This window comes from Pandoraea commovens, assembly GCF_902459615.1.
Taxonomy (GTDB): Bacteria; Pseudomonadota; Gammaproteobacteria; order Burkholderiales; family Burkholderiaceae; genus Pandoraea; species Pandoraea commovens.
The window spans coordinates 251,112-276,176 of the sequence record NZ_CABPSA010000007.1 but is presented as its reverse complement, the minus strand read 5'-3'; the positions used below and the strand labels follow the sequence as shown (position 1 = coordinate 276,176).

At 64.6% G+C, this 25,065-nt stretch carries 23 protein-coding genes; 15 read left to right on the top strand and 8 right to left on the bottom strand.

The genetic code is table 11. The annotated features are described in order from the left end of the window. The first annotated feature begins 138 nt into the window (after positions 1-138). The 3 genes from PCO31010_RS19960 to PCO31010_RS19950 all read left to right on the top strand — a co-directional run bounded on the left by PCO31010_RS19960 (position 139) and on the right by PCO31010_RS19950 (position 2,789). Complete coding sequence (locus PCO31010_RS19960) at positions 139-318, top strand: DUF3311 domain-containing protein (protein WP_039399840.1); 180 nt, start codon at positions 139-141, stop codon at positions 316-318. Continuing rightward, a complete protein-coding gene (gene mctP / locus PCO31010_RS19955; protein WP_150665800.1) occupies positions 319-1,815 on the top strand; it encodes a monocarboxylate uptake permease MctP in 1,497 nt (498 codons plus the stop codon). It begins immediately after the preceding gene. A gap of 137 nt (positions 1,816-1,952) precedes the next feature. After that, complete coding sequence (locus PCO31010_RS19950) at positions 1,953-2,789, top strand: intradiol ring-cleavage dioxygenase (RefSeq protein ID WP_150665799.1); 837 nt, start codon at positions 1,953-1,955, stop codon at positions 2,787-2,789. A gap of 3 nt (positions 2,790-2,792) precedes the next feature. On the opposite strand, the gene PCO31010_RS19945 is transcribed toward PCO31010_RS19950, so the two are convergent. Then, positions 2,793-3,677 carry a LysR family transcriptional regulator gene (locus PCO31010_RS19945; RefSeq protein ID WP_150665798.1) on the bottom strand — a complete coding sequence of 295 codons (885 nt, stop codon included), beginning with the start codon at positions 3,675-3,677 and terminating at the stop codon, positions 2,793-2,795. A gap of 138 nt (positions 3,678-3,815) precedes the next feature. Here PCO31010_RS19945 and argC point away from each other — a divergent pair, with 138 nt between their 5' ends. Further along, positions 3,816-4,742, top strand: coding sequence for an N-acetyl-gamma-glutamyl-phosphate reductase (gene argC / locus PCO31010_RS19940; protein ID WP_150665797.1), 927 nt, complete (start codon positions 3,816-3,818; stop codon positions 4,740-4,742). A 126-nt stretch (positions 4,743-4,868) separates the two neighbouring features. Beyond that, complete coding sequence (locus tag PCO31010_RS19935) at positions 4,869-5,327, top strand: MEKHLA domain-containing protein (RefSeq protein WP_150665796.1); 459 nt, start codon at positions 4,869-4,871, stop codon at positions 5,325-5,327. Between the two features lie 53 nt (positions 5,328-5,380). On the opposite strand, the gene PCO31010_RS19930 is transcribed toward PCO31010_RS19935, so the two are convergent. Then, positions 5,381-6,148 carry a DeoR/GlpR family DNA-binding transcription regulator gene (locus tag PCO31010_RS19930; RefSeq protein WP_150665795.1) on the bottom strand — a complete coding sequence of 256 codons (768 nt, stop codon included), beginning with the start codon at positions 6,146-6,148 and terminating at the stop codon, positions 5,381-5,383. On the opposite strand from PCO31010_RS19930, the gene PCO31010_RS19925 reads away from it, so the two are divergent. From PCO31010_RS19925 to pdxA, 4 genes are all read left to right on the top strand, one after another. Continuing rightward, positions 6,147-6,389 carry a hypothetical protein gene (locus PCO31010_RS19925; RefSeq protein ID WP_150665794.1) on the top strand — a complete coding sequence of 81 codons (243 nt, stop codon included), beginning with the start codon at positions 6,147-6,149 and terminating at the stop codon, positions 6,387-6,389. The genes PCO31010_RS19930 and PCO31010_RS19925 overlap by 2 nt on opposite strands. Before the next feature lie 113 nt (positions 6,390-6,502). After that, positions 6,503-7,501, top strand: coding sequence for a 2-keto-3-deoxygluconate permease (locus PCO31010_RS19920; protein ID WP_150665793.1), 999 nt, complete (start codon positions 6,503-6,505; stop codon positions 7,499-7,501). Beyond that, positions 7,498-8,769, top strand: coding sequence for a four-carbon acid sugar kinase family protein (locus PCO31010_RS19915; protein WP_150665792.1), 1,272 nt, complete (start codon positions 7,498-7,500; stop codon positions 8,767-8,769). Before PCO31010_RS19920 ends, PCO31010_RS19915 begins: the two co-directional genes overlap by 4 nt. Positions 8,770-8,863: 94 nt before the next feature. Then, positions 8,864-9,865, top strand: a complete 1,002-nt coding sequence (gene pdxA / locus PCO31010_RS19910; protein ID WP_150665791.1) for a 4-hydroxythreonine-4-phosphate dehydrogenase PdxA — start codon at positions 8,864-8,866, stop codon at positions 9,863-9,865. Between the two features lie 52 nt (positions 9,866-9,917). Here the strand turns inward: pdxA and PCO31010_RS19905 are convergent, their stop codons facing one another. Next, positions 9,918-10,844 (bottom strand): LysR family transcriptional regulator, encoded by a 927-nt coding sequence (locus tag PCO31010_RS19905; protein WP_150665790.1) that lies wholly within the window; start codon positions 10,842-10,844, stop codon positions 9,918-9,920. A gap of 99 nt (positions 10,845-10,943) precedes the next feature. Between PCO31010_RS19905 and PCO31010_RS19900 the strand changes: the two genes are divergently transcribed. The 3 genes from PCO31010_RS19900 (at position 10,944) to PCO31010_RS19890 (ending at position 16,913) form a co-directional block, all read left to right on the top strand. Further along, positions 10,944-14,405, top strand: coding sequence for a molybdopterin-dependent oxidoreductase (locus tag PCO31010_RS19900; RefSeq protein ID WP_150665789.1), 3,462 nt, complete (start codon positions 10,944-10,946; stop codon positions 14,403-14,405). 72 nt (positions 14,406-14,477) lie between these two features. Continuing rightward, positions 14,478-15,422 (top strand): bifunctional Delta(1)-pyrroline-2-carboxylate/Delta(1)-piperideine-2-carboxylate reductase, encoded by a 945-nt coding sequence (gene lhpI / locus PCO31010_RS19895; RefSeq protein WP_150665788.1) that lies wholly within the window; start codon positions 14,478-14,480, stop codon positions 15,420-15,422. 42 nt (positions 15,423-15,464) lie between these two features. Then, complete coding sequence (locus tag PCO31010_RS19890) at positions 15,465-16,913, top strand: short-chain fatty acid transporter (protein ID WP_150665787.1); 1,449 nt, start codon at positions 15,465-15,467, stop codon at positions 16,911-16,913. 93 nt (positions 16,914-17,006) lie between these two features. On the opposite strand, the gene PCO31010_RS19885 is transcribed toward PCO31010_RS19890, so the two are convergent. Further along, positions 17,007-17,543, bottom strand: a complete 537-nt coding sequence (locus tag PCO31010_RS19885) for a carboxymuconolactone decarboxylase family protein (protein ID WP_150665786.1) — start codon at positions 17,541-17,543, stop codon at positions 17,007-17,009. A gap of 145 nt (positions 17,544-17,688) precedes the next feature. Between PCO31010_RS19885 and PCO31010_RS19880 the strand changes: the two genes are divergently transcribed. Next, positions 17,689-18,681 carry a cupin domain-containing protein gene (locus PCO31010_RS19880; RefSeq protein WP_150665785.1) on the top strand — a complete coding sequence of 331 codons (993 nt, stop codon included), beginning with the start codon at positions 17,689-17,691 and terminating at the stop codon, positions 18,679-18,681. On the opposite strand, the gene PCO31010_RS19875 is transcribed toward PCO31010_RS19880, so the two are convergent. From PCO31010_RS19875 to PCO31010_RS19865, 3 genes are read right to left on the bottom strand one after another with little or no spacing between them, the layout of a single operon-like run. Further along, on the bottom strand, positions 18,654-19,415 hold the full coding sequence (locus tag PCO31010_RS19875) for a class II aldolase/adducin family protein (RefSeq protein ID WP_150665784.1): 762 nt from the start codon (positions 19,413-19,415) through the stop codon (positions 18,654-18,656). The two genes, PCO31010_RS19880 and PCO31010_RS19875, sit on opposite strands and share 28 nt — an antisense overlap. A 59-nt stretch (positions 19,416-19,474) precedes the next feature. Next, entirely contained in the window at positions 19,475-20,464 is a 990-nt protein-coding gene (locus PCO31010_RS19870; protein ID WP_150665783.1) for a substrate-binding domain-containing protein, read from the bottom strand. Between the two features lie 20 nt (positions 20,465-20,484). Continuing rightward, positions 20,485-21,849, bottom strand: coding sequence for an MFS transporter (locus PCO31010_RS19865; RefSeq protein ID WP_150665782.1), 1,365 nt, complete (start codon positions 21,847-21,849; stop codon positions 20,485-20,487). A gap of 202 nt (positions 21,850-22,051) precedes the next feature. On the opposite strand from PCO31010_RS19865, the gene PCO31010_RS19860 reads away from it, so the two are divergent. Both PCO31010_RS19860 and PCO31010_RS19855 read left to right on the top strand, forming a co-directional pair. Continuing rightward, the gene (locus PCO31010_RS19860) at positions 22,052-23,365 is read left to right on the top strand and encodes a citrate synthase (protein ID WP_246184693.1); all 1,314 of its coding nucleotides are present in this window, start codon (positions 22,052-22,054) and stop codon (positions 23,363-23,365) included. Positions 23,366-23,528: 163 nt separating this feature from the next. Further along, positions 23,529-24,167 carry an RNA polymerase sigma factor gene (locus PCO31010_RS19855; RefSeq protein ID WP_150665781.1) on the top strand — a complete coding sequence of 213 codons (639 nt, stop codon included), beginning with the start codon at positions 23,529-23,531 and terminating at the stop codon, positions 24,165-24,167. Between the two features lie 48 nt (positions 24,168-24,215). Here the strand turns inward: PCO31010_RS19855 and PCO31010_RS19850 are convergent, their stop codons facing one another. After that, complete coding sequence (locus PCO31010_RS19850; protein WP_039399799.1) at positions 24,216-24,851, bottom strand: trimeric intracellular cation channel family protein; 636 nt, start codon at positions 24,849-24,851, stop codon at positions 24,216-24,218. Positions 24,852-25,065 lie beyond the last annotated feature (214 nt).

Below are 25,065 nucleotides of genomic sequence, written 5' to 3'. Positions count from 1 at the left end.
GTCTCCTTTTCTCCCTGAAACCCCACTGTTCATGGGGCCTTGCGGCGCAGCGGCAAAAGCACATTCCATCGGCTAGAGTGTATTTAAGCGTGTCTTACATGCGCTTTTATCCAACTAGAACAAGAGGAGACTGCTGAGATGCGGTTATTGCTATTGCTGCCGTTCATCGGCTTGTTGTGGGTGCCTTTCTACAACAAAGAACTGCCGGCCCTTTGGGGATTCCCCTTCTTTTACTGGTACCAGTTCGCCTGGGTGCCGCTGACCTCGCTGCTGATCTGGATCGTGTTTCGCGATGGTCTGAAGAAAGGGGAAGAGTAAATGGACGCCGGTATCAACTGGACTGCGCTCGCGGTCTTCGTATTTTTCTTCATCCTCGTCACTGTCATGGGGTTCTGGGCGTCGCGCTGGATGGCGGGGCCGTCCAACAAAGGCGCGCATCTGGACGAGTGGGGCCTCGGTGGTCGTAACTTCGGGGCGTGGATTACGTGGTTCCTCGTCGGCGGAGACTTCTACACCGCTTACACCGTGATCGCTGTTCCGGCGCTGGTCTATGCCGTCGGTGCCTACGGCTTCTTTGCGTTGCCGTACACGATTCTCGTCTACCCGATCGTCTTCCTGATCATGCCCAAGCTGTGGCACGCCGCGCACAAGGCGGGTCACGTGACGGCGGCCGACGTGGTCTACGGTCGCTATCAGTCGCGTCCGCTGGAGTTCGCGATTGCACTCACCGGCGTGGTGGCGACGATGCCGTACATCGCGCTGCAACTGATCGGTATGGAAGTCGTGATCAAGGCGCTGGGACTGACGGGCGAGCTGCCGCTGCTCGCTGCGTTCGTGATTCTCGCGTTGTACACGTACTCGGCAGGGCTGCGCGCTCCGGCGCTGATCGCCTTCGTCAAGGACCTGATGATCTACATCGTGGTGCTCGTGGCGGTAGTCGTCGTGCCCGCGAAGCTGGGCGGCTACGGTGTCGTGTTCGACTCGGCGCGTGAGGTGTTCGCGAACAAGGGCGGGGCGACCGGCCTGACGCTCAAGCCGTCGCAGTTCCTGCCGTTCGCCACGCTGGCGCTCGGCTCGGCGATGGCTGCGTTCATGTATCCGCACACGCTCACGGGCATTTTCGCCGCGAAGGATGCGAACACGATTCGCAAGAACGCTGTCTTCCTGCCCGCCTACACTGTGTTGCTCGGCCTGATCGCGCTGCTTGGCTTCATGGCTTACGCGGCCGGCGTGAAGGTGCAGACCAACAACGACGTCGTACCGGCGTTGTTCAACGGTTTGTTCCCGAGCTGGTTCGCAGGCTTTGCGTTCGCCGCGATTGCCATCGGTGCGTTGGTGCCTGCGGCCGTGATGTCCATCGGTGCATCGAACCTGTTCACGCGCAACTTCTGGAAGCCGTACGTCAACCCGGGGATTTCGAACGAGGGTGAAGCGAAGGTGGCCAAGGTGGTGTCGCTGGTCGTGAAGCTGGGCGCGCTGGTGTTCATCCTGTTCCTGCCGACGAAGTTCGCACTCGACCTGCAATTGCTGGGCGGTGTGTGGATTCTGCAAACATTCCCGGCGCTCGTGTTCGGCCTGTTCGTGGGCTGGTTCGGCGCGCGTGCGTTGCTGTGCGGCTGGGCCGTCGGGATCGTGTGCGGGAGCTGGATGGCGTTTGCCGACGGTATCAAGCCTGTGCACTCGTTCACGGTGGGCGGTGATCAGTACGCGATGTACACCGGCCTGATCGCGCTGGCGCTGAACGTCGTCGTGGCCGTGGTCGCCAATCTGGTGCTGGGCAAGGGTTCGCGCCCGGCATTGCGTAGTGCGGCGTAATTGACGCAATGACTGAGTGGTTGCCACGCGCTGTCTGCGTGGCGTAGCGCATCATATGAGGGCGCCACATGCCGGGATACTCCCCAGGCATGTGGTGCCTTTTTCGTTTCATCACACCTGATCGTCAAGGACACGCGATGCGCAATCTGGATCAACACACGATCACGCAGGAAGCGATCGATCGCCTGACGGGCACGCCGGACCCGCGCGTGCGCGAAGTGCTCACCAGCCTCATCCGCCATCTGCACGACTTCGCCCGCGACGTGAATCTGACGGAAGACGAATGGGCCAGGGGCATCGCCTTTCTGACGGCGACCGGGCAGAAGTGCGACGACAAGCGTCAGGAATTCATCCTGTTAAGCGATGTGCTGGGGCTGTCGATGCTCACTGTCGCGATGAATAACGCGAAGCCGCCGGAATGCACCGAGGCGACGGTGTTCGGGCCGTTCTTTGTCGATGGCGCACCGCATTACGAAAACGGCGACGACGTGGCGAACGGCGCATCGGGTGAGCCGTGCGAAGTCAGCGGCAGCATTCGCGGGCTGGACGGCCGTCCCGTTGCAGGCGCACGCATCGACGTGTGGCAGGCGGACGCGCAGGGCCTGTACGACGTGCAGCGCGACGACCTCGACACCGCGCAAGGACGCGGCGTACTCCATGCCGACGACGCGGGCACGTATCGTTTCCACACGGTGTTGGCCGAAGCGTATCCGATCCCCACCGACGGCCCTGTCGGCGAGTTGCTGGCGGCCACCGCGCGGCATCCGTGGCGTCCCGCGCATCTGCACTTCCGTATTGAAGCGCCGGGATACGAGACGCTGGTCACGCATGTCTTCCGCGAGGACGACAAATGGCTCGATTCGGACGCGGTGTTCGGCGTGCGTCAGTCACTGATCGCACCGTGGGTCCGCCGCGACGATGGCAGCTACGCGTTGCATTACGACTTCGTTCTCAATCCTGTCGCCAAGGATTGAGCGCTATCGCAGCCGCAGTCCCCACAGTGCATCGAGCACATGCTGCGTTGAGCGCTCCAGCGGCCCCATGTGATGCGCGATGCCCAGATCGCGCCACACCGCGGGACGCAGCGGCCGCATGGCGATGCGCTCGTCCGTGTGGGGCGTCGTAGCTTCGTGCGGCAGAAGCGCCGCACCGTACCCGGCGGCGACGAGGCTCTTGATGGCGTCGTTGTAGTTGAGCTCGATGCGTGGCGTCGGATGATGTCCGGCGGCGGCGAACCATTCGGCCGTCTGGCGCGACAAGCGTGTCGTGCTGTCGTTCAGGATGAGCGGCTGGGCGGCGAGCCAGTCCGGCGTCACGCGTTTGGGCATCTCCCAGTGCGCAGGTAGGAACGCCATCACCGGATCGCGACGCCATTGCCGCAGCGTCAACCCTTTGACCTGCGATTGCGGCAACGCCACCAGCCCGAGATCGAGTGCGCCGCGATGCAGGCGGCTGAGCGTCTCCTGAGACGTGAGGATGGCGACCTGCACGTCGATGTCCGGATGATCCAGACGCAACGTTTCAAGCGCCTGCGGCAGCAAATGCGCGATGGCCCCCGTCGACGCGCCGATCCTCACCCGGCCCGCCAGTCCCTGTGCGTGCCGCTCGATGTCCTCCAGCGTGCGCTCCGCGTCGGCCAGCAGCCGCCGGGCGCGCTCGACCAGCGCCTCGCCGACCGACGTCGGTCGCACGTGCCCGCGCTTGCGCGACAATAGTTGTGCGCCCACGCGCGCTTCCAGATCCGAGATATGCAGGCTGACGGTCGGTGGCGAGAGGTGCAGCGCCTGCGCCGCATCGGCAAACGAGCCGCTGTCGGCGACGGCCACCAGCGTCTTCAATCGGTCGAGACTGATCTCTCTCATATCGTCACTGTCATATCGTGAGGTGTGATTCAGAAAATTAGAATTTCAGATTCACGAAATTCAACTTTTTTTATTTCACTCGTGGCGAGAAGATACCACTTCGACGAGGTTTACGTTTCCACTGATGGGGTATCCGATATGTCTTCTCCGCTTGTCTTTATCGATGGTGACCAGGGCACCACGGGATTGCAGATCCACGAGCAACTGCGTGGACGCACCGATATTCAGCTGCTGACGTTGCCGGACACCCATCGCAAGGATCCTCAACATCGCGCCGAGGCGATCAACAGCTGCGACATCGCGATTCTCTGTCTGCCGGACCCCGCCGCGCGTGAGGCCGCCGCGTCTATCGTCAATCCGCATGTCCGGGTGATCGACGCGAGTTCGGCGCATCGCACGCACGCCGACTGGGTGTACGGTTTCCCCGAAATGGCGAAAGGGCAGGCCGAGCGCGTGGCGAGCGCCAAACGCGTGTCGAACCCCGGCTGCTATCCCACAGGTGCGGTGGGCCTGCTGCGGCCGTTGGTCGACGCCGGGCTGATCCCGCGCGACTATCCGATCAGCGTCAACGCCGTGTCGGGGTATTCCGGTCGCGGACGTGCCGGGGTCGAGGAGCACGAAGGGCCGAATGCGACACCCCGGTCGACGCATCGCGTGTATGGGCTGGAGTTGTCGCACAAGCACGCGCCGGAGATCGAACAACGCTCGGGTCTCGCGTTCCGCCCCCTGTTCCTGCCGTCGTATGGCTCGTACCGGCAAGGCATCGTGCTGACGATTCCGCTTCAGGCGCGTTTGCTGGCGCCGGGCGTCGACGGCCGCGCGTTGCACGACGCGTTGTCGGCTCACTACGCCGATGAAAAATTCGTCCAGGTGATGCCGATGGAAGCGCCGGGCGTTGTGAAACAGCTCGATCCGGAGGCGATGAACGGCACGAACGTCATGCAATTGAGCGTGTTCGCGCACCCGGAAAACGGCCAGATCCTGCTTGCAGCGGTGCTCGACAACCTTGGCAAGGGCGCGTCGGGGGCAGCGATTCAGAATCTGGATCTGATGCTTCCTCAGTAAAACAGGCGACATTGGCAAAACAACGGCGTCCTCGGACGCCATTGTTTTGCCTGGGACCTGCCCCCGGAAAACTGCGCGGATGTTGTATCGTCAGGGCTCCCGTAATTTGTTGTCGAAGTCCCCGCGATGATGCCGCTTCACTCCGATCCAGCGTTTTTTCAACTTCTGGCGGATAGCCACGCAAGACTGCTTGGCCGCCCGCTCGTCCCGCAAGACATCCCCTCCGAAGACGCCGTCGAATGGCTCTACGAGCACGCACCCTTTGCCGTGCTCGCGCACAACACGGCCGCCGATCCGGTGTTCATGTACGGCAACAAGATGGCGCAGCGCCGCTTTGGTTACGACTGGGAGGAAATCACCCGTTTGCCGTCGCGCCTGTCGGCCGAAGCGCCGAACCGTGAGGAGCGTCAGCAGTTCCTCGAACGCGTTCAGCGTCTGGGCTATGAGTCGGGCTACAAGGGCGTGCGCATCACCAAGACCGGTGAGCGTTTCATGATCGAAGAGGCCACGCTATGGCAGTTGATCGACGCCGACGGCAAGCTGCATGGGCAGGCCGTCGTCATTCCGCGCACTCGCGATATGTGAGCGGTTGGCGCAGATCGGGGCACGCGAGGCGAACGACGCCTCGCGTCATCCCTTTAGCCGTTCACCGATTCGATGGCGATTTCCGGATGCTTGTGGAATTCAGTGAGCGCGCCGTCGTCCGGGCGCGCGTCGGTGACGAGCGTCCATGCGCGCTCAAGCGGCGTCCAGTGCTGCTGACTTGCGCGGTCGAGTTTGTTCGCCGTCACTAATACATAGACGCTCGCGGACTGGCGGATGATGCACTCCTTGAGCCACGCCTGTTCGGCCGACGCTTCGCACAGTCCGCGTCCGGCGACGACACCGTCCGCGCCGAGAAACGCCTTGTCGACGGAAACCCGCGAGAGCGCGAGCTGCGCCAGCGGTCCGAGCACGCTCATGCTCGACGGACGCACGTCGCCGCCGATGAGCGTCACCGGCACCTTGTTGGCGGCCAGCGCACCGACGGCGAGCAAATTGTTCGTGACGACCTGCACGCTCTCGCGCCCCGCGAGGAAACGCGCCATTGCTTCGGTCGTCGTACCGCCATCGAGAAAGATCGTGTCGCCGTCGGCGACATGCGCCACCGCAGCGCGGGCGATGGCGTCTTTCTGTTCGCGAAAACTCTCGCGACGCAATTCCAGAGATTCTTCCGGTTCGTGCATACGTACGGGCGCCGCGGCACCACCGTACGTGCGCACGATGCGGCGTTCATCGGCCAGCGCGCGCAGGTCGCGCCGCACGGTCGCCTCCGACATGCCGAAGTGCGCGCACAGCGCAGCCACATCGGTCATGCCCGACAGGACAGCTTTGAAAATCGCCTCGCGGCGGTTAGCAACTTTCATGGAGGGATCGCTCAGTGATACGAATGACGAAGTCTTACGGGCGAGCGCAACGCCGTCATGGCTGACAGCAGGTTCGCCGCACGGCGCGCATAGTGTAGCTTGCGGTGCCCGCAAACCGGTGACGTCGCTGGCAAACGAGCGGGTGAGGGGCGCATCCAGCGTGCTGCTCAGTAAAAATGATCGATTCAATCATTTTGACGATCCGGATGCCGTCGTTTTGACCGATTTCACCCAAGGATAAACCCCTAGTCACAAAGTTTGCACATTTTTCTGGCAGCGATTAGACTTCCGTCTGCTCAAATCGATCAAAATAATGATCGATTAATCAATATCGATATCAGTCGGGAGACAACAATGGCTCAAATTCGTATCAAGCGCGGCATCGAACGCGTACCGGGCGGGATGATGATTGTCCCCCTGCTGATCGGCTCGTTGATTGCCACGTTCATGCCGGGCATGCCGAAGTTCTTCGGCTCGTTCACGAACGCGCTGTTCACCGGCGCGCTGCCGATTCTCGCGGTGTTCTACGTCTGCATGGGCGCGAGCATCGACGTGAAGGCCACGCCGTACCTCATCAAGAAGGGCGGTGCGCTGTTCGCCGCCAAGGTGGGCGCGGCGATTGTCGTGGGCATTGTGCTGGGTCACTTCCTGGGCGAAGCGCCGGTGACGTCGGGCATGTTCGCGGGCATCTCCACGCTGGCCGTGGTCGCCGCGATGAATGACACCAACGGCGGCCTGTACATGGCGCTGATGGGCCAGTACGGTCGTTCGGAAGACGTGGGCGCGTACACGATCATGTCGCTCGAATCGGGTCCGTTCCTGACGATGGTCACGCTGGGCGTGGCCGGTCTGTCGGCGTTCCCGTGGCCGACGCTGGTCGGCAGCATTCTGCCGCTGGCCGTGGGCATGCTGCTCGGCAACCTCGACCGCGAAATGCGCGACTTCCTGGGCCGTGCCGTCCCCGTCATGATTCCGTTCTTCGCGCTGGCACTCGGCGCGGGCCTCGATCTGCACAAGGTCTGGCAAGCGGGTCTGCTGGGCATCCTGCTCGGCTTCGCCGTCGTCGTCGTGACGGGCATTCCGCTGTACATCGTCGACCGTTTGACGGGCGGCACGGGCGTGGCCGGTACGGCTGCTGCCAACACGGCAGGGAATGCTGCGGCGGTGCCTGCGCTGATCGCAGCGGCTAACCCCGTTTATGAAGAAGCCGCCAAGAGCGCGACGCTGCTCGTGGCAGCGTGCGTGGTGGTGACCGCCATCGTCTCGCCGATCCTGACGGCGGCCGTCGCCAAGCGTGCGATGGCGCGCAACACGGCAAAGGCAGCGGGCTCGGGTAAGGGAGCGGTGCAGTGAGTGTTCTGATTGTCGCCGACGATCTGTCCGGCGCTGCCGACTGTGCCATTGGCTTTACCAATGCCGGACGGCGCAGTGTGGTGTCGCTCGACGTCGACGGCTTCAACGCCTCGGCACAAGTCGTCGCCATCGACACCGACACGCGGCGTCTCGCACCGGGTGAAGCGGCTGCACGCGCGGTCGCGGCCTGGCAGCGACTGGCGGCACCGGGCCGTCGTCTGTACAAGAAAATCGACTCGACGTTGCGCGGCAACTGGGTGGCCGAAGTGGCGGCCTTGCAGCCGCTCGCGGGACTGGCGGTTGTCGCGCCCGCGTTTCCTGCGACGGGACGCACCGTGCGCGACGGCGAAGTCTTCGTGCGCGGTGTGCCGCTGGCCGAGACGGACACGTGGCAGTTGGAGCATGAAGGGCAGGAAGCGCGTCTCGCACCCATGCTGAGCGCGGCCGGGATGGTCACGCAGACGGTGTCTGTCGAGACGCTGCGCGACGAACTCGCGCAGGTGACATCGGCGTTGGCTGGCATCGTCGCGCAAGCTCGCGCAGCGGGCGTGACGGCGCTGATCGTCGACGCGCAGACCGACGACGATCTCGCCATGCTCGCGCGCGCCAGCACGTCGCTCACGGAAATCTTCTGGGTCGGTTCGGGCGGTCTCGCTCGTGAACTGGCCGAACTGCCGGAATTGTTCGAGGTGCCGGAAGGCGCAACGCAGTCGGCAGTAGCGGCAAGCAACGTTGACACCGATAACGGCAAGGGCCGCGTGTTGACGCTCGTCGGCAGCTTGTCGGCAGTCTCACGGCAGCAATGTGCGCGACTGTGCGAAGACAATGCGGTCGTGGAGTGGGTCGTGCCGCCTGCCGTATTGCGTGCAGGTGCTGCGCATCCGCAGAGCGCCGTGTGGTGCGAACGCATCGGCGAAGCCATCGAGGAAGGCACCGACCTGCTCGTGCGCATCGGACGCGACGATGCGTTCGATCCCGCCGAAGGCGCACAACTCTCGGCCGCATTGGCGGCATTGATTGCGCCGCACTTCGCGAAGCTGTCGGGACTGATCGTCACGGGCGGAGAAACGGCCCGCGCCATGTTGAGCGCTGCGAACATCGGCGCACTGGAACTGCTGTCGGAAGTGGAGCCGGGCGTGGCCGTCGGACGTCCCGCCAACGGTGCGCCCATGCGCATCGTCACGAAGGCTGGCGCATTCGGTGGTGAGGCGGCGCTGCACAGCGCCTATCGTCACCTGCGCGCGGCGGCGGATGCTAGCGTCGGTTGACGCAAGACGTGACGCCGTCCGCAAACGAACACCTGGAAATCGCCCCGGCCTGTGCGCCGGGCAACCCAACAAAACGGATATGAACGCAAACGCCATGAACCCTTACCTCCCTGTTATCGGCATCACCATGGGTGATGCGGCGGGCGTTGGCCCCGAAATCATCGTCAAGAGTCTGGCGCACGAGAGCGTTTATCAGCAGTGCCGCCCGGTCGTGATCGGCGACGCGCGCCGTCTCGAGCAAGCCATTGCCATCGTGAAGCAGCCGCTCACCGTACGTCGCATCAAGACGGTCGCGGAAGCCACTTTCGCGCGCGGCGTGATCGAGTGCATCGACCTCGATCTGATCCCCGAAGACTTGCCGTTCGGCGAGCTGTCGGCGATTGCGGGCGACGCGGCGTATCAGTACATCGCGCATGCCGCGAAGCTGGCCGAAGCCGGAGAGATCGACGCGATCTGCACCGCACCGCTGAACAAGGAAGCGCTGCACGCGGGCGGTCACAAGTTCCCGGGTCACACCGAGATGCTGGCGCATCTGACGGGTGTGGAAGAGGTGTCGATGATGCTGGTCGCGCCGCAACTGCGCGTGATCCACGTGACGACCCACATCGGCATCATCGACGCGATTCGCAAGATCGAGCCGGGGCTGGTGCAGCGCACGATCGAGCGCGGCCACGCCACGCTGGTGAAGGCGGGCATTGCGAACCCGCGCATTGCCGTGTGTGGCATCAACCCGCATGCAGGCGAGAACGGGCTGTTCGGTTACGGCGAAGAGGAAGAGAAGATTGTGCCCGCCGTGCAACTGCTGCGCGAGCGCGGTTGGGACATCGAAGGCCCGCTCCCGGCCGACACGCTGTTCTTCCGCGCCGGTCGTGGCGACTTCGATCTGGTCGTCGCCATGTACCACGATCAGGGCCACGGCCCGGTCAAGGTGCTGGGTCTGGAGGCGGGCGTGAACGTGACCGTCGGTCTGCAAGTGGTGCGCACGTCGGTCGATCACGGCACGGCGTTCGACATCGCAGGCAAGGGCATTGCCGACGAAGGCAGCCTGCTCGAAGCGCTGCGCCAGGGTGCCGAACTGGCGACGCGTCGCGGCTGATGCATCAAGAGGACGTGGGACGTTGACGACTGTCAGCGGCCCACGTCTTCGATCACTCCACGCCCATATGGCCGCGATCGTTGATTTCGCGGATGAGCGTGCGTAGCGCGCCGACGATCCGCTCGGTCAGCCCTTGCGGTGGACGTCGTTCCGCCCACACCAGTCCCACATCCATCGACGGCACACCCGTGCCGAGATCCCGTCGCAGAATCCGTCCACCATCGATCGACCACGGCCGATAGACGAGGTCCGACAGAATCGACACCCCGTACCCCTGCGCCACCATGCTGCGAATCGATTCGATCGAGCGCGTTCGGAAATGCACGACCGGCTCGACGTGCGCCGCATGCCAGTAACGCTCGACCGTCTGCACATGCTCGTCCATGTCCAGCAGCAGGAAGCGCTGCCCGCGCACGTCGTCCAGCGTGACGGTCGGCTTGTCGAGCAGCGGATGCCCGGGGTTCGTCCAGAGCCGTCGTGTGGAGCGCAGCAACGTGTGCGAGACGAGACCGTCGGCGACGACGTTGGACACTAGCAGCAACGCGAGATCGACGTCGCCTGCAAGCACGGCCATTTCCAGCTCGCGACGGTCGCCCTCGATCAGCGTGAGTTCGACGTTGGGAAAGCGCTTGGACAACGTGCTCGCCACCGACGGCAGCAGATAGGCGGAGATCGTCTCCGTGACGGCCAGCCGCAACCGCCCGCCCGCGTCGTCGGGCAGCGTGCGCGCTTCGTGCAGGGCGTCGTCCGTCGCGTTGAGGATGCGATAGGCGTGCCGCAGGAACCGTTCTCCCGCTTCCGTCGGGCGCAGTCCCTTCGCGTGCCGCACGAACAGCGGCGTGCCGACAATCACCTCCAGATTCTGCAAGGCAATCGTCAGCGACGACTGCGACGCACTGCACCGCTCGGCGGCCCGCATCACTTGCCCGGTCTCGGCGACGGCCACGAAATACTCGATCTGACGCAGGGTTGGTTTCATTTAAAAAATCAATATTGCAAACTATATTTTTTATATTAGTAATAAAACTGTCCGCTGTATAGCATCGGAACATCGCTTCATATATGAGATGCACGGGACATGGTTCAGGAGGTCAAGCCCGGGTTCTGCACGTTATGCAGATCCCGCTGCGGCACACTCAATCGCGTGGAAAACGATGCGCTGATCGCGGTCGAGCCCGATCCGTCGCACCCGAACGGTGCTGCCATGTGCCGCAAGGGCAAGGCCGCACCGGAGCTGGTGCATCACCCGGATCGCCTGACCACGCCGTTGCGCCGCACCGCGCCCAAAGGGGCCGACGATCCGCGCTGGGAACGCATTTCGTGGGACGAAGCGCTGACCGAGATCGCCACGCGTCTGGGCGACATCCGTCGCGAGAGCGGAGCGCACGCTGTGGCCTTCGGTGTCACCACACCGAGCGGCACGCCGCTGTCGGACAGCATCGACTGGATCGAGCGCTTCATCCGGGTCTTCGGCAGCCCCAACACCGTCTACGCGACGGAAATCTGCAACTGGCACAAGGACTTCGCGCACGCCTTCACATTCGGCTGCGGCATGCCGACGGCCGACTATTCGCAGGCGGACGTCATCATGCTCTGGGGGCATAACCCGACGAGCACGTGGCTGAGTCAGGCCAACGCCATCGGACGCGGTCGCACACGCGGTGCGCGTCTGCTCGTGGTCGATCCGCGCGAGACGCCGCTGGCCGCTGCGGCCGATGCGTGGCTGCCGGTGCGTCCCGGCACGGACGCGGCGCTGGCGCTGGGGCTCGCTCGGCGTCTGATCGACGACAACCGGTTCGACGACACCTTCGTGCGTCGCTGGACCAACGCGCCCTTGCTCGTGCGCAACGACAACGGGCACTTTCTGCGAGCGCAGGATTTGGTGACGTTTGAGGCGAGCGCGTCACCCGACGCCTTCGTCATCTGGGACGAAGCGGCCGCCGCACCGCAAAACTACGACACGACGCACGCACTGACGCGCGACGCCGCCAACCGCGCGGCCCTGCGCGGCGAATTCACCGTCGATGGTCGCGGCGGCGCGCGCATCGTCTGCCGCCCGGCCTTCGATCTGCTCTGCGAAGGCCTCGCCCCGTATGACCCGGCAACCGTCAGCGAACTGTGCGGCGTGTCGCCCGAACAACTCGACGCGGCCGCTGCGCTTTTCGACGGCACGCAACGCGTCGCGTATCACGCGTGGTCGGGCGTCGCCCAGCACGCGAACGCCACGCAGATCGAGCGCGCCATTGCCGTGCTGTATGCACTCACAGGAAGCTTCGACCGACGTGGCGGCAACCGGGTGATGACGCGTCAGCCGGTGAACGCGGTGGCACAACACGAGTTGCTGAGCCCCGAGCAACAGGCGAAGGCGCTGGGTATCGACGAGCGTCCGCTGGGGCCGCCTGCACGTGGTTGGGTTACCGCACGCGACACCTATCGCGCCATCCTCGAAGGCGAGCCGTATCGTGTGCGTGCCCTGTTTTGTTTCGGCACCAACGTGCTGGCGTCGCAGGCCGATTACGAGATGGCGCGTGCCGCGCTCGAAACGCTCGAATTCCACGTCCATTGCGATTTGTTCGAAACGCCGTCGTCGCGCTACGCCGACATCGTGTTGCCGGTGAATACGCCGTGGGAGCGCGAAGGTCTTCGTCCCGGCTTTGAGATCGACGATCAGGCCGATGCCCTGATTCAGTTGCGTCAGCGCATGGTGTCGCCGCGTGCCGAGTCGCGCAGCGACAACGACATCGTGTTTGATCTCGCCGTGCGGCTGGGTATGGGCGACGCGTTTTTCGGCGGCAGCCTGGAAGCGGGATGGAATCATCAACTCGCGCCGACGGGGCTGGATGTGCAGACGCTGCGCGCGCACCCCGAGGGCATCTCGCGCCCGCAACCGCAATACGAACGCAAGTACGCGCGCAGTGAATCCGGCGGCGCACGCGGCTTCGCGACCGAGACGCGACGCGTAGAACTGTATTCCGAGCGTCTGCTGCGCCACGGCTATCCGCCGGTGCCAGTGCACGTCGCTTCGCATGCACTCACCGACGAAGAAGCGCGTCGTTTCCCCCTGGTGCTCGGCTCGACGAAGAACGGCTACTACTGTCATAGCCAGCATCGCGGACTGGCCAGTCTGCGCATGCGCGCGCCGGACCCGTTGGTGCATCTGCATCCCGCGCTGGCGCAGCGCAAGCAGATCGCAGAAGGCGACTGGGTGCGCGTGACGACGCCCGCGGGCGTTGCGCGTTTTCGTGCGGCATTCGACGCGGGTGTCGGCGAAGACGTGCTGCTCGCCGAGCACGGCTGGTGGCAGGCGTGCGACAGCGTCGGACGTCGCGGCTTCACGATGGCGGGCGAGCAGTCGAGCAACTACAACGCGTTGGTGACGACGCAGGACATCGACCCGATCAGCGGTTCGTCGCCGTTGCGCTCGTTCCGCTGCGACGTGGCGCGCGATCCGGCCAGCGATCCCGCACGTCGCCCGTGGGAAGGACTGGCGCGCTTTCGCATCAGCGAACTCGATGCAGCTGCCGACGGCGTGCGCGCCATCGCGTTCGAACCGCTGGACGACGTCGGCCTGCCGGACTATCTCGCCGGACAGCACGTCACCGTGCGCGTCCCCATCCCCGGTCACGCGAAGCCGGTCACACGCGCTTACTCGCTGACCGGCCCCGCCAATGAGTCCGCGCGACGCGGCTATCGCATTGCCGTGCGACATCAGCAGGGACGCACCGTCAGCGGCGAGCCCTTTGCGGGCATCGTCTCCAGTTGGCTGAACACCGGCGCGCGCGTGGGCGACGTGATCGAGCTTGGCGCACCGTCGGGGTGCTTCGTCATGCCATTGCAAAGCCGTCAGCCGGTGATCTGCTTCGCCGGTGGCATCGGCATCACGCCGTTCCTCTGCTATCTGGAATCGCTGGCCGAACAAGTCGAGCACGGACTGACGCAGACGCCGGAAGTCTGGCTGCACTACGCCAACCGCAACGGCGCGACGCATGCGTTTCGCGATCGCCTGGCGGCGCTCGCGCAGCGGTTGCCCGACGTGAATATCGTCAACTACTACGACGCCCCGCGCGACGTCGACGTGCTCGGGCGCGACTACGCGTCGGCAGAACGATTGTCGGCGGCGGTGGTGTCCGACGATCTGATCGCCCGTCGCGCCCGCGCTTATCTCTGCGGTCCTGAGCCGATGATGGCGGCGGTGATGGGCGGGCTGGCCGCGCGTGGCGTCCCGGCGTTCGACATGTTCAAGGAAGCGTTCCGCTCACCGGCCGCACCGCGCGTCGATGCCGACGCGGCGTGGCCCGTCACGTTCGCCCGCTCAGGTCGTCAGGCGGTGTGGACACCGTCGCACGGCAGCCTGCTGTCGTTCGCCGAGTCGCTGGGTCTTTCGCTGCCAAGCGGGTGTCGCGTCGGACAGTGCGAAAGCTGCGCCGTGCGTGTGCTGGAAGGCGAGGTCGATCACATGGGCGACGTTGCGCTCGACGAGCCGGGCATGTGTCTGGCTTGTCAGGCCATACCGCGCGAAGCGGTCGTGATCGACGCTTGACGCCCGCGACGCCTGACATCGAGTGCAGATTTATCCGAATTTCATCCCCCAATTCTGAAGAGGACGCAATCCATGAAAATCATCGACGCCGCCGCCACCCGCAACGCCCTCGCGTTTGGCCCGCTGCTCGACGCGCTGAACGCCATGTTCGTGCAAGGATGCGAAGTGCCGCTGCGCCATACACACGTGATTCCCGATCCGGCGACGGGCGCGTCGGTGACTGTGCTGATCATGCCCGCTTGGCAGCCGGGTGGTTTCCTTGGCATCAAGACGGTCAACATCGCACCCGCCAATGCCCAGCGAAACGTGCCGGGACTGCATTCGACGTATCTGCTGTACGACGCCGCGACCGGGGTGCCGCTCGCGCAGATGGACGGCAACGAGATCACGTCGCGCCGCACGGCGGCGGCTTCGGCGCTGGGGGCGGCCTATCTGGCACGCGAAGACGCGTCGCATCTCGCGCTGCTGGGTGCAGGGCGCGTCGGCTCGCTGGTGCCGCCCGCGCATCGTACGGTGCGCCCGATTACACACGTGAGCGTGTGGGACCGTGATGCACAGGCCGCTGCCCGCGTGGTCGACGGCCTGCGCGAGCAGGGCTTCGAGGCGCAGGTGAGCGTGACCGCCAAAGACGCCGTGGCGAATGCCGACGTCGTGACGTGCGCCACGCTCGCGACCGAGCCGGTTGTGCAGGCTGAATGGCTCAAGCCGGGCGTGCATCTGGATCTGATCGGCAGCTTCACGCCGCAGATGCGCGAGGCGGACGATGCCTGCTTCGCCGGTGCGACGCTGTTCGTCGACACGGAGGAAGCGCTGGCGAAGTCCGGCGAGCTGCTCGGACCGATGTCGCGCGGCGTATTCACGAAAGAGGACGTGCGCGGCACGCTGGCCGATCTGTGCCGCGAGGGACGTATTCGTCGCAGCACGCAAGACGAGCGCACGGTGTTCAAGGCCGTGGGCACCGCACTAGAAGACCTTGCTGCCGCCATGCTGGTCTGGCGAGCGACGCAGGGCACCTGACCCATCCAATTCAAGCCACATCAAGCAAGGGGAACGCAGGAAATGAAACCGGGAACTTCACTATCGAGCACGACGGAGGCGCCGCAAGACGGCGGGCTCCTAGAACGTCTGGCGGCATCGGTCACACGCTGGTCCGAGCGCTGGTTTCCTGACGCCTATCTGTTCGCCGCACTCGCCGTCATCGTGTGTGCGGGCGGGGCGCTCGCCATCGGGGTGCCAGCCGTCAAGGTCGGTGTTGCGTTCGGCGACGGCTTCTGGAGCCTGATCCCGTTCACGATGCAGATGGCCATCGTCGCCATCTCGGGCTATGTGGTGGCGGTCTCGCCGCCGGCGGCCGTGCTGATCCGCAAGATGGCCGCCGTGCCGCGCAGCGGTCGCAGCGCTGTCGCGTATGTGGCGTTCGTGAGTATCGTGCTCTCCCTGTTCAACTGGGCCATCAGTCTCGTGTTCAGCGGTCTGCTGGTGCGCGCGATTGCGCGGCGCGACGACATCCGCATGGATTACCGTGCGGGTGGCGCAGCGGCGTATCTGGGCATGGGCGCAACGTGGGCGCTGGGCCTGAGTTCGTCGGCCGCGCAGTTGCAGGCGAATCCGGCGAGTCTGCCCAAGGCGCTCATCGAGATCACCGGCGTCATTCCGTTCTCGGACACGATTTTCCTGCCGCAGTCGATGGCGATTGCCGCCGTGCTGACGGTCGTCTCGGTGATCCTCGCGTACTACTCCGCGCCTCGCGATGCGCGTGCGAAGGTGGCCGCCGATCTCGGCGTGTCGCTCGACGACGCGTCGAAGCCATACGTGCGTGCGCAGCGTCCCGGCGACTGGCTTGAATACAGCCCGCTCGTGACGGTGCTGATCGTGGCGCTCGGTGCGTTGTGGATCGGGCATGAGTTCACCACCAAGGACCCGCTGCTCGCCATCTCGAACCTGAACACGTACAACTTCCTGTTCCTGATGTTGGGGATGTTGCTGAACTGGCGTCCGCGCCGGTTCCTCGACGCCATCGCCAAGTCGGTGCCGTCGGTGGCGGGCGTGCTGATTCAGTTTCCGCTGTATGGTGGCATCGCCTACTTGCTGACGAAGGCCCCGGGGCTGGACGGGCAGACGCTCTCGCACCATCTGTCGAGTTTCTTCGTGGCGATCTCGTCGCAGGAGTCGTTCCCGGGCGTGATGGGCGTGTACTCGGCCGTGCTGGGCTTCTTCGTGCCGTCGGGCGGCGGCAAGTGGATCATCGAAGCGCCGTACGTCATGCAAGCCGCTAACGATTTGCACGTGCACCTCGGCTGGGCCGTGACGGTGTATAACGCGGCCGAAGCGTTGCCGAACCTGATCAACCCGTTCTGGATGTTGCCGCTGCTGGGCGTGCTCGGATTGCGTGCCCGCGACGTGGTGGGCTACACGTTCACGCAATTGCTCGTGCACTTCCCGGTGGTCATCGTCATGCTCTGGTTGCTGGCGCAGACGCTGACGTATCACCCGCCGGTCATGCCGTAACGATCTGCGGTCACGCGTTCACGCGCAAAAGCGCCTCTCCGGGAGACCGGGAGGCGCTTTGTCTTTTCACCGTTCGTGGCGGGTTATCGCGAGTCAGTCGGCACGCGGGAAATCGAGATCCGTGTCGTTGATGCGATTGACCAGATTCGTGAACGTGATGCCCGACATCACCAGCGCGATCTCGATGACCTGACGCTCCGTGAAGCCAGCGTCGCGAATGCGCTGATATTCGTTCGTGTCGATGGTGCCGTTCGTGGTGACCAGATTGCGCACGAAGTGAGCGAGCGCGTCACGACGGTCGTCGCCCGAGACGACTCCCGCACGCACTGCACGCATGGCTTCCGGTGCGAGTCCCGACATCTTGCCGATCAGCGTGTGGGCTGCCACGCAGTAGTCGCAGCCGCCGACTTCGCTCACGACGAGACGGATCGTCTCGATGTCCTTCTTCGCGAGGCTGGTCTTGCCGATGACGGCGTCGAGCGCGAGGACGTTGGCGAGCACGTCGGGGGCGTGAGCGCCGATGGTGGCGTACAGGTTCGGCACCTTGCCCGCGCCCGCCTTGATCTTGGCGAACAGTTCGGCAGTTTGACCGGTGGCGTTTTGCGGCGAGATGGCAGAGATACGGCTCATGACTTGCTCCTTAAGTGTTTGAGATACCGCGTCACAGTGGCGACGGCATGGATCACATCTTAGGGAGGATTGGTGATATCTTTAATGCCTGATTTTGACGATATCATGCTCAATCGTCTCAACATCGCTTCGTGCCCGAGGTCATATGAATTTGCTGGATCGTCTGCTGACGCTGATTCCCGTGACCGGGCAGCTCGATTTCCGTTGCCACTTCGGCGCGCCCTGGCGTATCGACGAAGGGCGCTCGGCCGACAGTCAGATCGCCTGGCACCTGTTGCTGAGCGGCACCGCGACGGTTGCGTCTGGCGACGGGCCGCCGGTCGTCATGACGGCGGGCGACATCGTCATGTTTCCGACGGGGGATGCGCACTCGTTGAGCGAGGGGGAGGGCGGCCCGACCGAGCCACCACGCTTCGAGCCGGGCGCGGGCTTCACCATCGTGCGGCAGGGGGACGACGAAGCGGCCGATGCCGCCGATGTGCTGTGCGGCCGCTTCTTCTTCGGGACGGTGCCTTACGGCCTGCTTCAGACGTATCTGCCCGCACGCATGGTCGTGCGTGGCGGGCGTCAGGGGGCGAACGGGGATGAAGCCCCCGCGCCCGGAAGCATCGGGGATCGGCTGGCGCGTCTGATTGCGCTCATGCGGGACGAGACGATGGCACAGGAGCCGGGCTGCGAAGCACTCGTGGGTAATCTCTCCGGCGCATTGTTCGCGATGACGCTGCGCGCGGCGAGCGAGGGGGAGGGTTCGTCGCGCGGGCTGCTGGCGCTCGCGCGCGAGCCGCGCTTGCAGCCCGCGCTTGCGGCGATGTTCGATGCCCCGGCGCAGCCGTGGTCGCTACCCGATCTGGCGGCGCTGTGTCATATGTCGCGCGCCACGTTTTCCCGTCGGTTCGACGAGGCTGCGGGCTGTTCGGCGCACGACTTCCTTGCCGAGATTCGCATGGCCATCGCGGGGCGAAAGCTCGCGAACACGACGGCGTCGGTGGCGGACATCGGCGAGTCGGTCGGCTACCAGTCCGACGCTGCGTTCCAGCGGGTATTCAAGAAGGTCGTCGGTGTGACACCCGCGCAATGGCGCACGCGGGCGCGTCAAGCTCATGAGGCCGATCAGTCGCGGCGCAAGGCCGCCGCCTGACGTTTCCACAACGTCCACGGACGCTCCATCACGCCGAGGTTGGTTTCCGTGGAGCGTTTGCCTTCCTCTTCGCTGAGATAGGTCACCTCGCCGCCGAGCGCGATGGCGGTCGATTGCATACCGGCGTTCAACTCGGTGTAGATGGCGCGATAGACGGCGGCGGGCAGCGTCGGCGCGGTCGCCACGAAGCCGTGTCCGCGCATGAGCGCGACGTCCGCATCGCCCAGCGTGTCGGCCAGCGCTTTGCCTTGCTCGCCGTTGCGCACGAGCATGTCCGTGCAACCGAAGCAGTGACGGATATCGAACACCGGCGCGCCGCTGCCGAGAAAACCGGCCATGTGATAGACGGGGCGCAGTCGCACCGACGACGCGGCAAACGGAATCACCGACGGCGAATGACTGTGCACGATGGCCTTGACGTCCGGGCGCGCGCGATAGATTTCGCTGTGAATCCACGTCTCCAGATAGCGCTTGCGCGTGTCGCCGTCGACCGGCTGGCAATCGAGGTCGAGCGTAAGAATGTCGTCCGGCGTGACGAGTTCCGGGGCCATCGATTGCGCGATCAGAAAGTGCGCCGCGTTGCGCGGGTCGCGCACGCTCACGTGCCCAAAGCCGTCGAGCACTTCGTGATGCGCAAGGATGTGGTTGGCGGCGGCAAGGTCTTCGCGCAGTTGCGCAATGGAGGCGGCGTCGTGTTCGGTAATCGCCGGTGTGTAGGGGGTGGTGGCTTGCATAGGGGTGTTTTGCAATGAGTGTCGATAGTCGGACGGTGACGCGATGTGCAGGACGGGCGTCAAACCCGAACGGCGGCGCTCACCTCGGGAGGAAACAGATCGTCGGCCTGCATCGGGCGATGACAGACGCCTTGTTCGAAGGCGAAGCGCAGGAAGGCGTCGAGCGTGACGCGATTGGGCGCGACGCCATAGGGCCACGGATCGCCCCCGAACATCGCTTTAGCTTCGGCGGCACGCTGGCTCATCCACGGCAGCGGGAAGTGCGAGCAGGTGATGTCTTCGAGACGGGCGATGCTCGCGTCCTTCGCCTGCGTGAACGCTTTGATTAGGTTGTTGGCGATCCAGCGATTGGCATTGAAGACGTCGCGTCGCATGACGATCAGATGCATGATCGGGAAGATGCCGCTGCGCTCGAAATAGTCGCGCTCGACCGTCTCGAAGTCAGCGAGCAGACGCACGATCTCGTATTCGCGTCCGGCGGGCGGTGCAGGCGGACGTGCGCTGAGAATGGCGTCGATCTCGCCGTCGAGCAGCATGGCGGTGAGCGACTTGTCGGGCGAGGGACGGTAGCGCACGCCTTCCGGCACGCGCACCGCGACTTTCTCGCGGCGTCCCGCCTGATTCACGCCGCCCTGCACCCACTCGACCTCCGTGAGCGCGACGCCCTGATCGTGGGCGAGCCAGCCGCGCGAATAGACCGAGGCCGTCTGCGCCCACTCCGGCACACCGATGCGCTTGCCGCGCAAGTCGCCGGGCGACGCTACGCCACCGCCTGCCTTCACATAGAGCGAGGACAAGCGAAAGACGCGCGACGGAAACACCGGCAAGCCGATCAGCCGGTCGTCGCCCTGTGAGCGCAGCGACGCGTACTTCGCAAGCGACATTTCCGAGAGATCCCACTCCTGATAATGCGTGGTGCGATAGAAGATCTCTTCCACCGGCAGGACCGACGGCACGAGATCGATGCCGGTGACGGCGATGCGAGCGTCGAGCAGATCGCGCACGTGGTCGTAATCGTTGATGGCGAGGGACAGCGAGAGTCTGGACATGGAATGTTCTGAAGCGGCTGTCAGTGACCGAAGGCCGGTGCTTTCGGCAGGTTTTCAGGGCGTGCGACGAGGAACACGAGTGCAGCGGCCGTCACGAGCGCTGCGCCGAGTACGAAGAACATCGTGCCTGCGCCGCCCGTCGCCTGTTGCAGCACACCGGCGATGGCCGGTCCGCACATAGCGCCCACGCGGGCGATACCCAGATACAGCCCGACGCCGGTGCTGCGAATCTCGGTCGGATAGCTCACGGCGACGAGGTTGTTGAGCACCGTCTGCGTGCCGATGACGAACATGCCTGCCACCACGATGCCGATGAACGTCACCGAACCGCCAGTGATCGTCGCGAGCACGCCGATGGCCGCAGCACCACACAGCCACGCGAGCGACATGGCGAGACGGCGATTGCCGATGCGGTCCGCGACCACGCCTGTCAGCAGGCTGCCGAACGCCGACGCGAACACCAGCAGCGATCCGTAGGCGAAGCTCGTCGAGAGATTTTCGCCGCGCTTGAGCATGATTGTCGGCAGCCAGCCCGACAGACCGTACGACGAGAACAGCGACAGCGCCCCCATCGACCAGAGGCAGATGGTCTGACGGCGGAATTCCGGAGAGAAAAGCGCGGCGACAGAACCGGCTTTCACACCGGCATCGGGAGACGTGAACGTCGCCGTCGCAAACTCCGCGGCACGCGCGGGCCACAGGCGGGTCAGTTGCGCGCGCACTTCGTCCTGACGGCCACGACTCGCGAGGAACGACACCGATTCGGGCAGCACGAATTGCAGCGCGAGCGCCAACACGACGGACAGCGCACCGACGTAGTACATGCTCTGCCAGCCGTACTGCGGAATCAGCCACGCCGCGATGAAGCCGGAGGCCGTTGCGCCACCGATCCAGCCGCACGAGAAGAACACGATGGTGAAAACGTTGGCGCTGCGCTTGGGTGCGATTTCGTTGATGTACGTGACGGCCACCGGCATGAGCAAGCCCAGCGAGATCCCCATCACGAAACGCAGAGCAATGAACGTGCGCAGGTCGTGAGCGAAGAGCGCGATGGCGAGGCTCATCACACCCGACAACCAGATGCCGGTGAGCAGCACGCGGCGGCGTCCGATGCGGTCGCTGAACGGTCCCGAGACGGCCGAACCGGCAGCAAAACCGGCCAGCCCGCACGAGAGCAGCACACCAATCTGGCTCGGCGACAAAAGCCACAGCTTGGTGACGTCGTGAACGATGTACGCGGCGTTGTAGAGATCGAAGCCGTCGAACAGCAGGATCAGCGCCAGCAGGGTGGCGAGCCGATAGTGAAAGGCCCCTAGCGGGGCGGATTGCAGCGCTTCGCGAACGTCGATGCGCTCGGCGTGTCGCGGCGGAAGGTCATGGGCCATGCGTTGTCTCCGGATGGGCGACCTGTCGAATACCGGCGAGCGCCGGTTCGCAGTGTCTTTGTCTGTGTTCCGGAGACGACTTTACTGAGCGATTTTTTGTTTATCAATATTGATTTTTAAAGTCAATATGAATGTGGCATGATGAGCCGCAAACGCGTTGCCACGGGGCGACGCAGTGCTACCGAGGGAGCCGCAGACACCGATGACGCCGCAAACCGACCTGATGACGCGCGAAGAAGTCCTGGCGCTACTCGATATCAAACCGGCCACGTTGTACGCCTACGTGAGCCGGGGATTGATTCGGGCGCGTCCGCATGAGGACGGTCGCAAGAGCCTGTATCTGCGTCGCGACGTCGAGCGTCTGGCCACGCGCAAGCGCGGGCGCGCGCCGACCGGTGCGGTGGCCGAATCCACCATGCGCTTCGGCGATCCCGTGCTGCATTCGGCCATCACCCAGATCACGCCGCACGGTCCGCGCTATCGCAACCGTCTGGCGATCGATCTGGCGAGCGGCGGGGCGTCGTTCGAGTCGGTGGTGCATTTGCTGATGACGGGAATCTGGCAGGACGGCATTGCCGAATGGCCGATGCAGGAAACGCCGTCCGACGTGCTGCGCTTTCTGGCGACGTACGACGGCGAAGTGGCGAGCGCTGACATCGGCAATCTGCTCGGCATGGTGCCGTTCGCGCTCGCGATGCACGGACGCGGCGCACGCGAGCTGGCCGACGGCACCGCCGTGCAGGCGGCCCGCGCGATGCTGCATTGCATGGTCGGATGTGTGGGGTTTCTCGGGCCGAAGCAATGCTTCGTCGCACGCGAGACCGGGGAGGGCGTCGCATCGCATGTGCTGCGTGCGGCGGGCAGCGCGGTGACACCCGCACGACTGCGGGCGATGAATGCCGCACTGGTCGTGCTGGCCGACAACGAACTCGCACCGGCGACGTTTTCGGCGCGGGTCGCGGCGTCCACCAATGCGGATCTGTTCGGCTGCGTCGCGGCGGCCATCGGTTCGCATATCGGCTTCACCACCGGCACCAGCACCGAAAAGATCGAGACGATGCTGCTGTGCGAGCCGTTCGATGCGCTCGACTCGCGCGTCGGCCGAGTGCGCGAATACGGCGCGAGCCTGCTCGGGTTCAATCATCCGTTGTATCCGGGCGGCGATGCACGTGCCGATCTTATGATGCAGATGGCAGGCGAACTGATGCGCGAGACGGACGACGTCACCATCGACGATGCAATGCGCACCAACACTCGTCTGACGCTCGACTTTCTCGAGCGTATGCGCACCGAAGTAAACGCGCATGCCGGGTTGGCGACGGGACTGGTCGCGCTCGCCCGTGCGCTGGGACTGCCGGACGGTACGTCGACGGCGATGTGGATCATCGGCCGTTCGGCGGGCTGGGTGGCGCACGTCATGGAGCAGCGCACGCAGGCGTTCATGCTGCGACCGCGTGCGAAGTACGGCTTCGGCGGGCCGGTGACTGCGGAAACCTTCGAGTCGTTCGAAAAATAGTCTGCGGTTTTGTCCTCTGAAATCCGTCATGTCAATGAGGCCCGCGATTGCAGCGATGGCCGACGCAAGCGTTCATGGGTATCGGGGGGCACACAATGTTCGCGCAGTGGCATGACGGGGAAGGCAGGAAAGGGGCGGACGGCAAGGCACCGGGAGCGGCGACGTGGATCTGACCAATGTCAGCGTCGAAGCTGCGGTGCGTGCGGCGCAGGCGCAGGAAAGCAGCGTGGGCACTGCCACGCAGGTATTGCGGGAATGTCTGGAGGCGAATTACGACCGTTTGCTGCGCCGTCTGTCGCGCAGCATCGGCTGCCACGATACGGCCAGCGACAGCCTGCACGAAGCGTGGGTGAGGCTCGGCAGCGCCACCTTGCCCGAGGCCGTGCACAAGGGCGAGACGTATGTATTTCGGATGGCTTACAACCTCGCCGTCGATCAGATGCGGGGACGCCGGATGTGGGCGTCGCTGGCGGACGAGAACGAAGTGTTCGACGTGTTGCCCGACCGCAGCCCCGGACCCGAGGCGGTGGCGGGCGCACGCTCGGAGCTGGCGGCGCTTGCACGTGCCCTCGGCGAGATGTCGGGACACCATCGCCGCGTGCTGGTCGAGTTGCGCATCGACGATCTGACGCGCGAGGAAGTCGCGGCCCGTCATGGTCTGTCACTGCGTAAGGTGGACACGCTGCTGCGTCAGACGCTCGACTACTGTGCCGAGCAGACTGGCCGTCAGGCTGCTGGCGGGATCACGGAGTCGCGTCGTCCGGCGCGGCTACCCGACGCGTCGGAAGCGATCAAGCCCTGAGCGTCCCATGATGGATGTCCGGTGCGCGCTGCTGCACCGGGTAAGGCCTTAGTGCAACGGCTCGGACGGCGCTTCGTCCTCGAACGTGCGAAAGCGCCAGCCAAACCACACGGCCAGCATGCGGATGACGAAGCCCGCGACGAAGCCCACGCCCGTCGCCACGCCGTTGGGCACGCCGAAATGCAGCATCGCCACGTACATCGCACCCGCGATGCACGCCACGCTCGCGTACATCTCGCGGCGCAGCACCAGCGGCACCTGTCCGCACAGCAGGTCGCGCAGCATACCGCCGCCAATCCCCGTTAGCACCCCGGCAAGCACCACGATGACCGGGCTCGTACTCACGGTCATGCCGATATCGCACCCCAGAATCGTGAACGCGGCGAGGCCGATGGCGTCGACCGTGATGAACGTCATGCGCAGCCGGTGAATGTGGCGCGCGACGATGGACGCGAGCGTCGCCGCGCCGAGGGTGAGCAGCAGGTACTCCGGATGCGCGATCCAGACGAGCGGATGGCGGCCGAACAGCACGTCGCGAATGGTGCCGCCGCCGAGCGCCGTCACCATACCGACGAAGGCGAGCCCGAAGCGGTCCATGCCGCGCTGCATCCCCATGATGGCCCCCGACATCGCTTCCGTGACGATGGCGATGAGGTACAGGGCGTAGAAGATTTCTGTTTTCATGATGTCCCTTGCAGTGCCGGGCGAATATATCACTTCAGGTGCTTTTGCCCGTGTTTTGCCGCGCCAGCGGGCCTGAAACTGTGATTTGTACAGGTTTTCAGCGTCTATCGCGGGTGCGACACTGCCTGCAACGAAACGACAGACGCGGGAAAGCCGCCCCACCCGTCATGCAAACCCCTTAAAATCTCATCCTTTTGTGCTCCGAAGCGTGCCC

Excerpts from the sequence above, each read along its gene's own strand:
- argC (WP_150665797.1), top strand. The coding sequence starts at position 3,816 with ATGTCTTCTCCGCTTGTCTTTATCGATGGTGACCAGGGCACCACGGGA.
- PCO31010_RS19870 (WP_150665783.1), bottom strand. The coding sequence starts at position 20,464 with ATGTCCAGACTCTCGCTGTCCCTCGCCATCAACGATTACGACCACGTG.
- PCO31010_RS19900 (WP_150665789.1), top strand. The coding sequence starts at position 10,944 with ATGGTTCAGGAGGTCAAGCCCGGGTTCTGCACGTTATGCAGATCCCGC.
- PCO31010_RS19890 (WP_150665787.1), top strand. The coding sequence starts at position 15,465 with ATGAAACCGGGAACTTCACTATCGAGCACGACGGAGGCGCCGCAAGAC.
- PCO31010_RS19945 (WP_150665798.1), bottom strand. The coding sequence starts at position 3,677 with ATGAGAGAGATCAGTCTCGACCGATTGAAGACGCTGGTGGCCGTCGCC.
- PCO31010_RS19850 (WP_039399799.1), bottom strand. The coding sequence starts at position 24,851 with ATGAAAACAGAAATCTTCTACGCCCTGTACCTCATCGCCATCGTCACG.
- PCO31010_RS19960 (WP_039399840.1), top strand. The coding sequence starts at position 139 with ATGCGGTTATTGCTATTGCTGCCGTTCATCGGCTTGTTGTGGGTGCCT.
- PCO31010_RS19905 (WP_150665790.1), bottom strand. The coding sequence starts at position 10,844 with ATGAAACCAACCCTGCGTCAGATCGAGTATTTCGTGGCCGTCGCCGAG.
- mctP (WP_150665800.1), top strand. The coding sequence starts at position 319 with ATGGACGCCGGTATCAACTGGACTGCGCTCGCGGTCTTCGTATTTTTC.
- PCO31010_RS19935 (WP_150665796.1), top strand. The coding sequence starts at position 4,869 with ATGATGCCGCTTCACTCCGATCCAGCGTTTTTTCAACTTCTGGCGGAT.
- PCO31010_RS19920 (WP_150665793.1), top strand. The coding sequence starts at position 6,503 with ATGGCTCAAATTCGTATCAAGCGCGGCATCGAACGCGTACCGGGCGGG.
- PCO31010_RS19875 (WP_150665784.1), bottom strand. The coding sequence starts at position 19,415 with ATGCAAGCCACCACCCCCTACACACCGGCGATTACCGAACACGACGCC.
- PCO31010_RS19925 (WP_150665794.1), top strand. The coding sequence starts at position 6,147 with ATGGAGGGATCGCTCAGTGATACGAATGACGAAGTCTTACGGGCGAGC.
- PCO31010_RS19950 (WP_150665799.1), top strand. The coding sequence starts at position 1,953 with ATGCGCAATCTGGATCAACACACGATCACGCAGGAAGCGATCGATCGC.
- PCO31010_RS19880 (WP_150665785.1), top strand. The coding sequence starts at position 17,689 with ATGAATTTGCTGGATCGTCTGCTGACGCTGATTCCCGTGACCGGGCAG.
- PCO31010_RS19860 (WP_246184693.1), top strand. The coding sequence starts at position 22,052 with ATGACGCCGCAAACCGACCTGATGACGCGCGAAGAAGTCCTGGCGCTA.
- PCO31010_RS19930 (WP_150665795.1), bottom strand. The coding sequence starts at position 6,148 with ATGAAAGTTGCTAACCGCCGCGAGGCGATTTTCAAAGCTGTCCTGTCG.
- lhpI (WP_150665788.1), top strand. The coding sequence starts at position 14,478 with ATGAAAATCATCGACGCCGCCGCCACCCGCAACGCCCTCGCGTTTGGC.
- pdxA (WP_150665791.1), top strand. The coding sequence starts at position 8,864 with ATGAACCCTTACCTCCCTGTTATCGGCATCACCATGGGTGATGCGGCG.
- PCO31010_RS19865 (WP_150665782.1), bottom strand. The coding sequence starts at position 21,849 with ATGGCCCATGACCTTCCGCCGCGACACGCCGAGCGCATCGACGTTCGC.
- PCO31010_RS19885 (WP_150665786.1), bottom strand. The coding sequence starts at position 17,543 with ATGAGCCGTATCTCTGCCATCTCGCCGCAAAACGCCACCGGTCAAACT.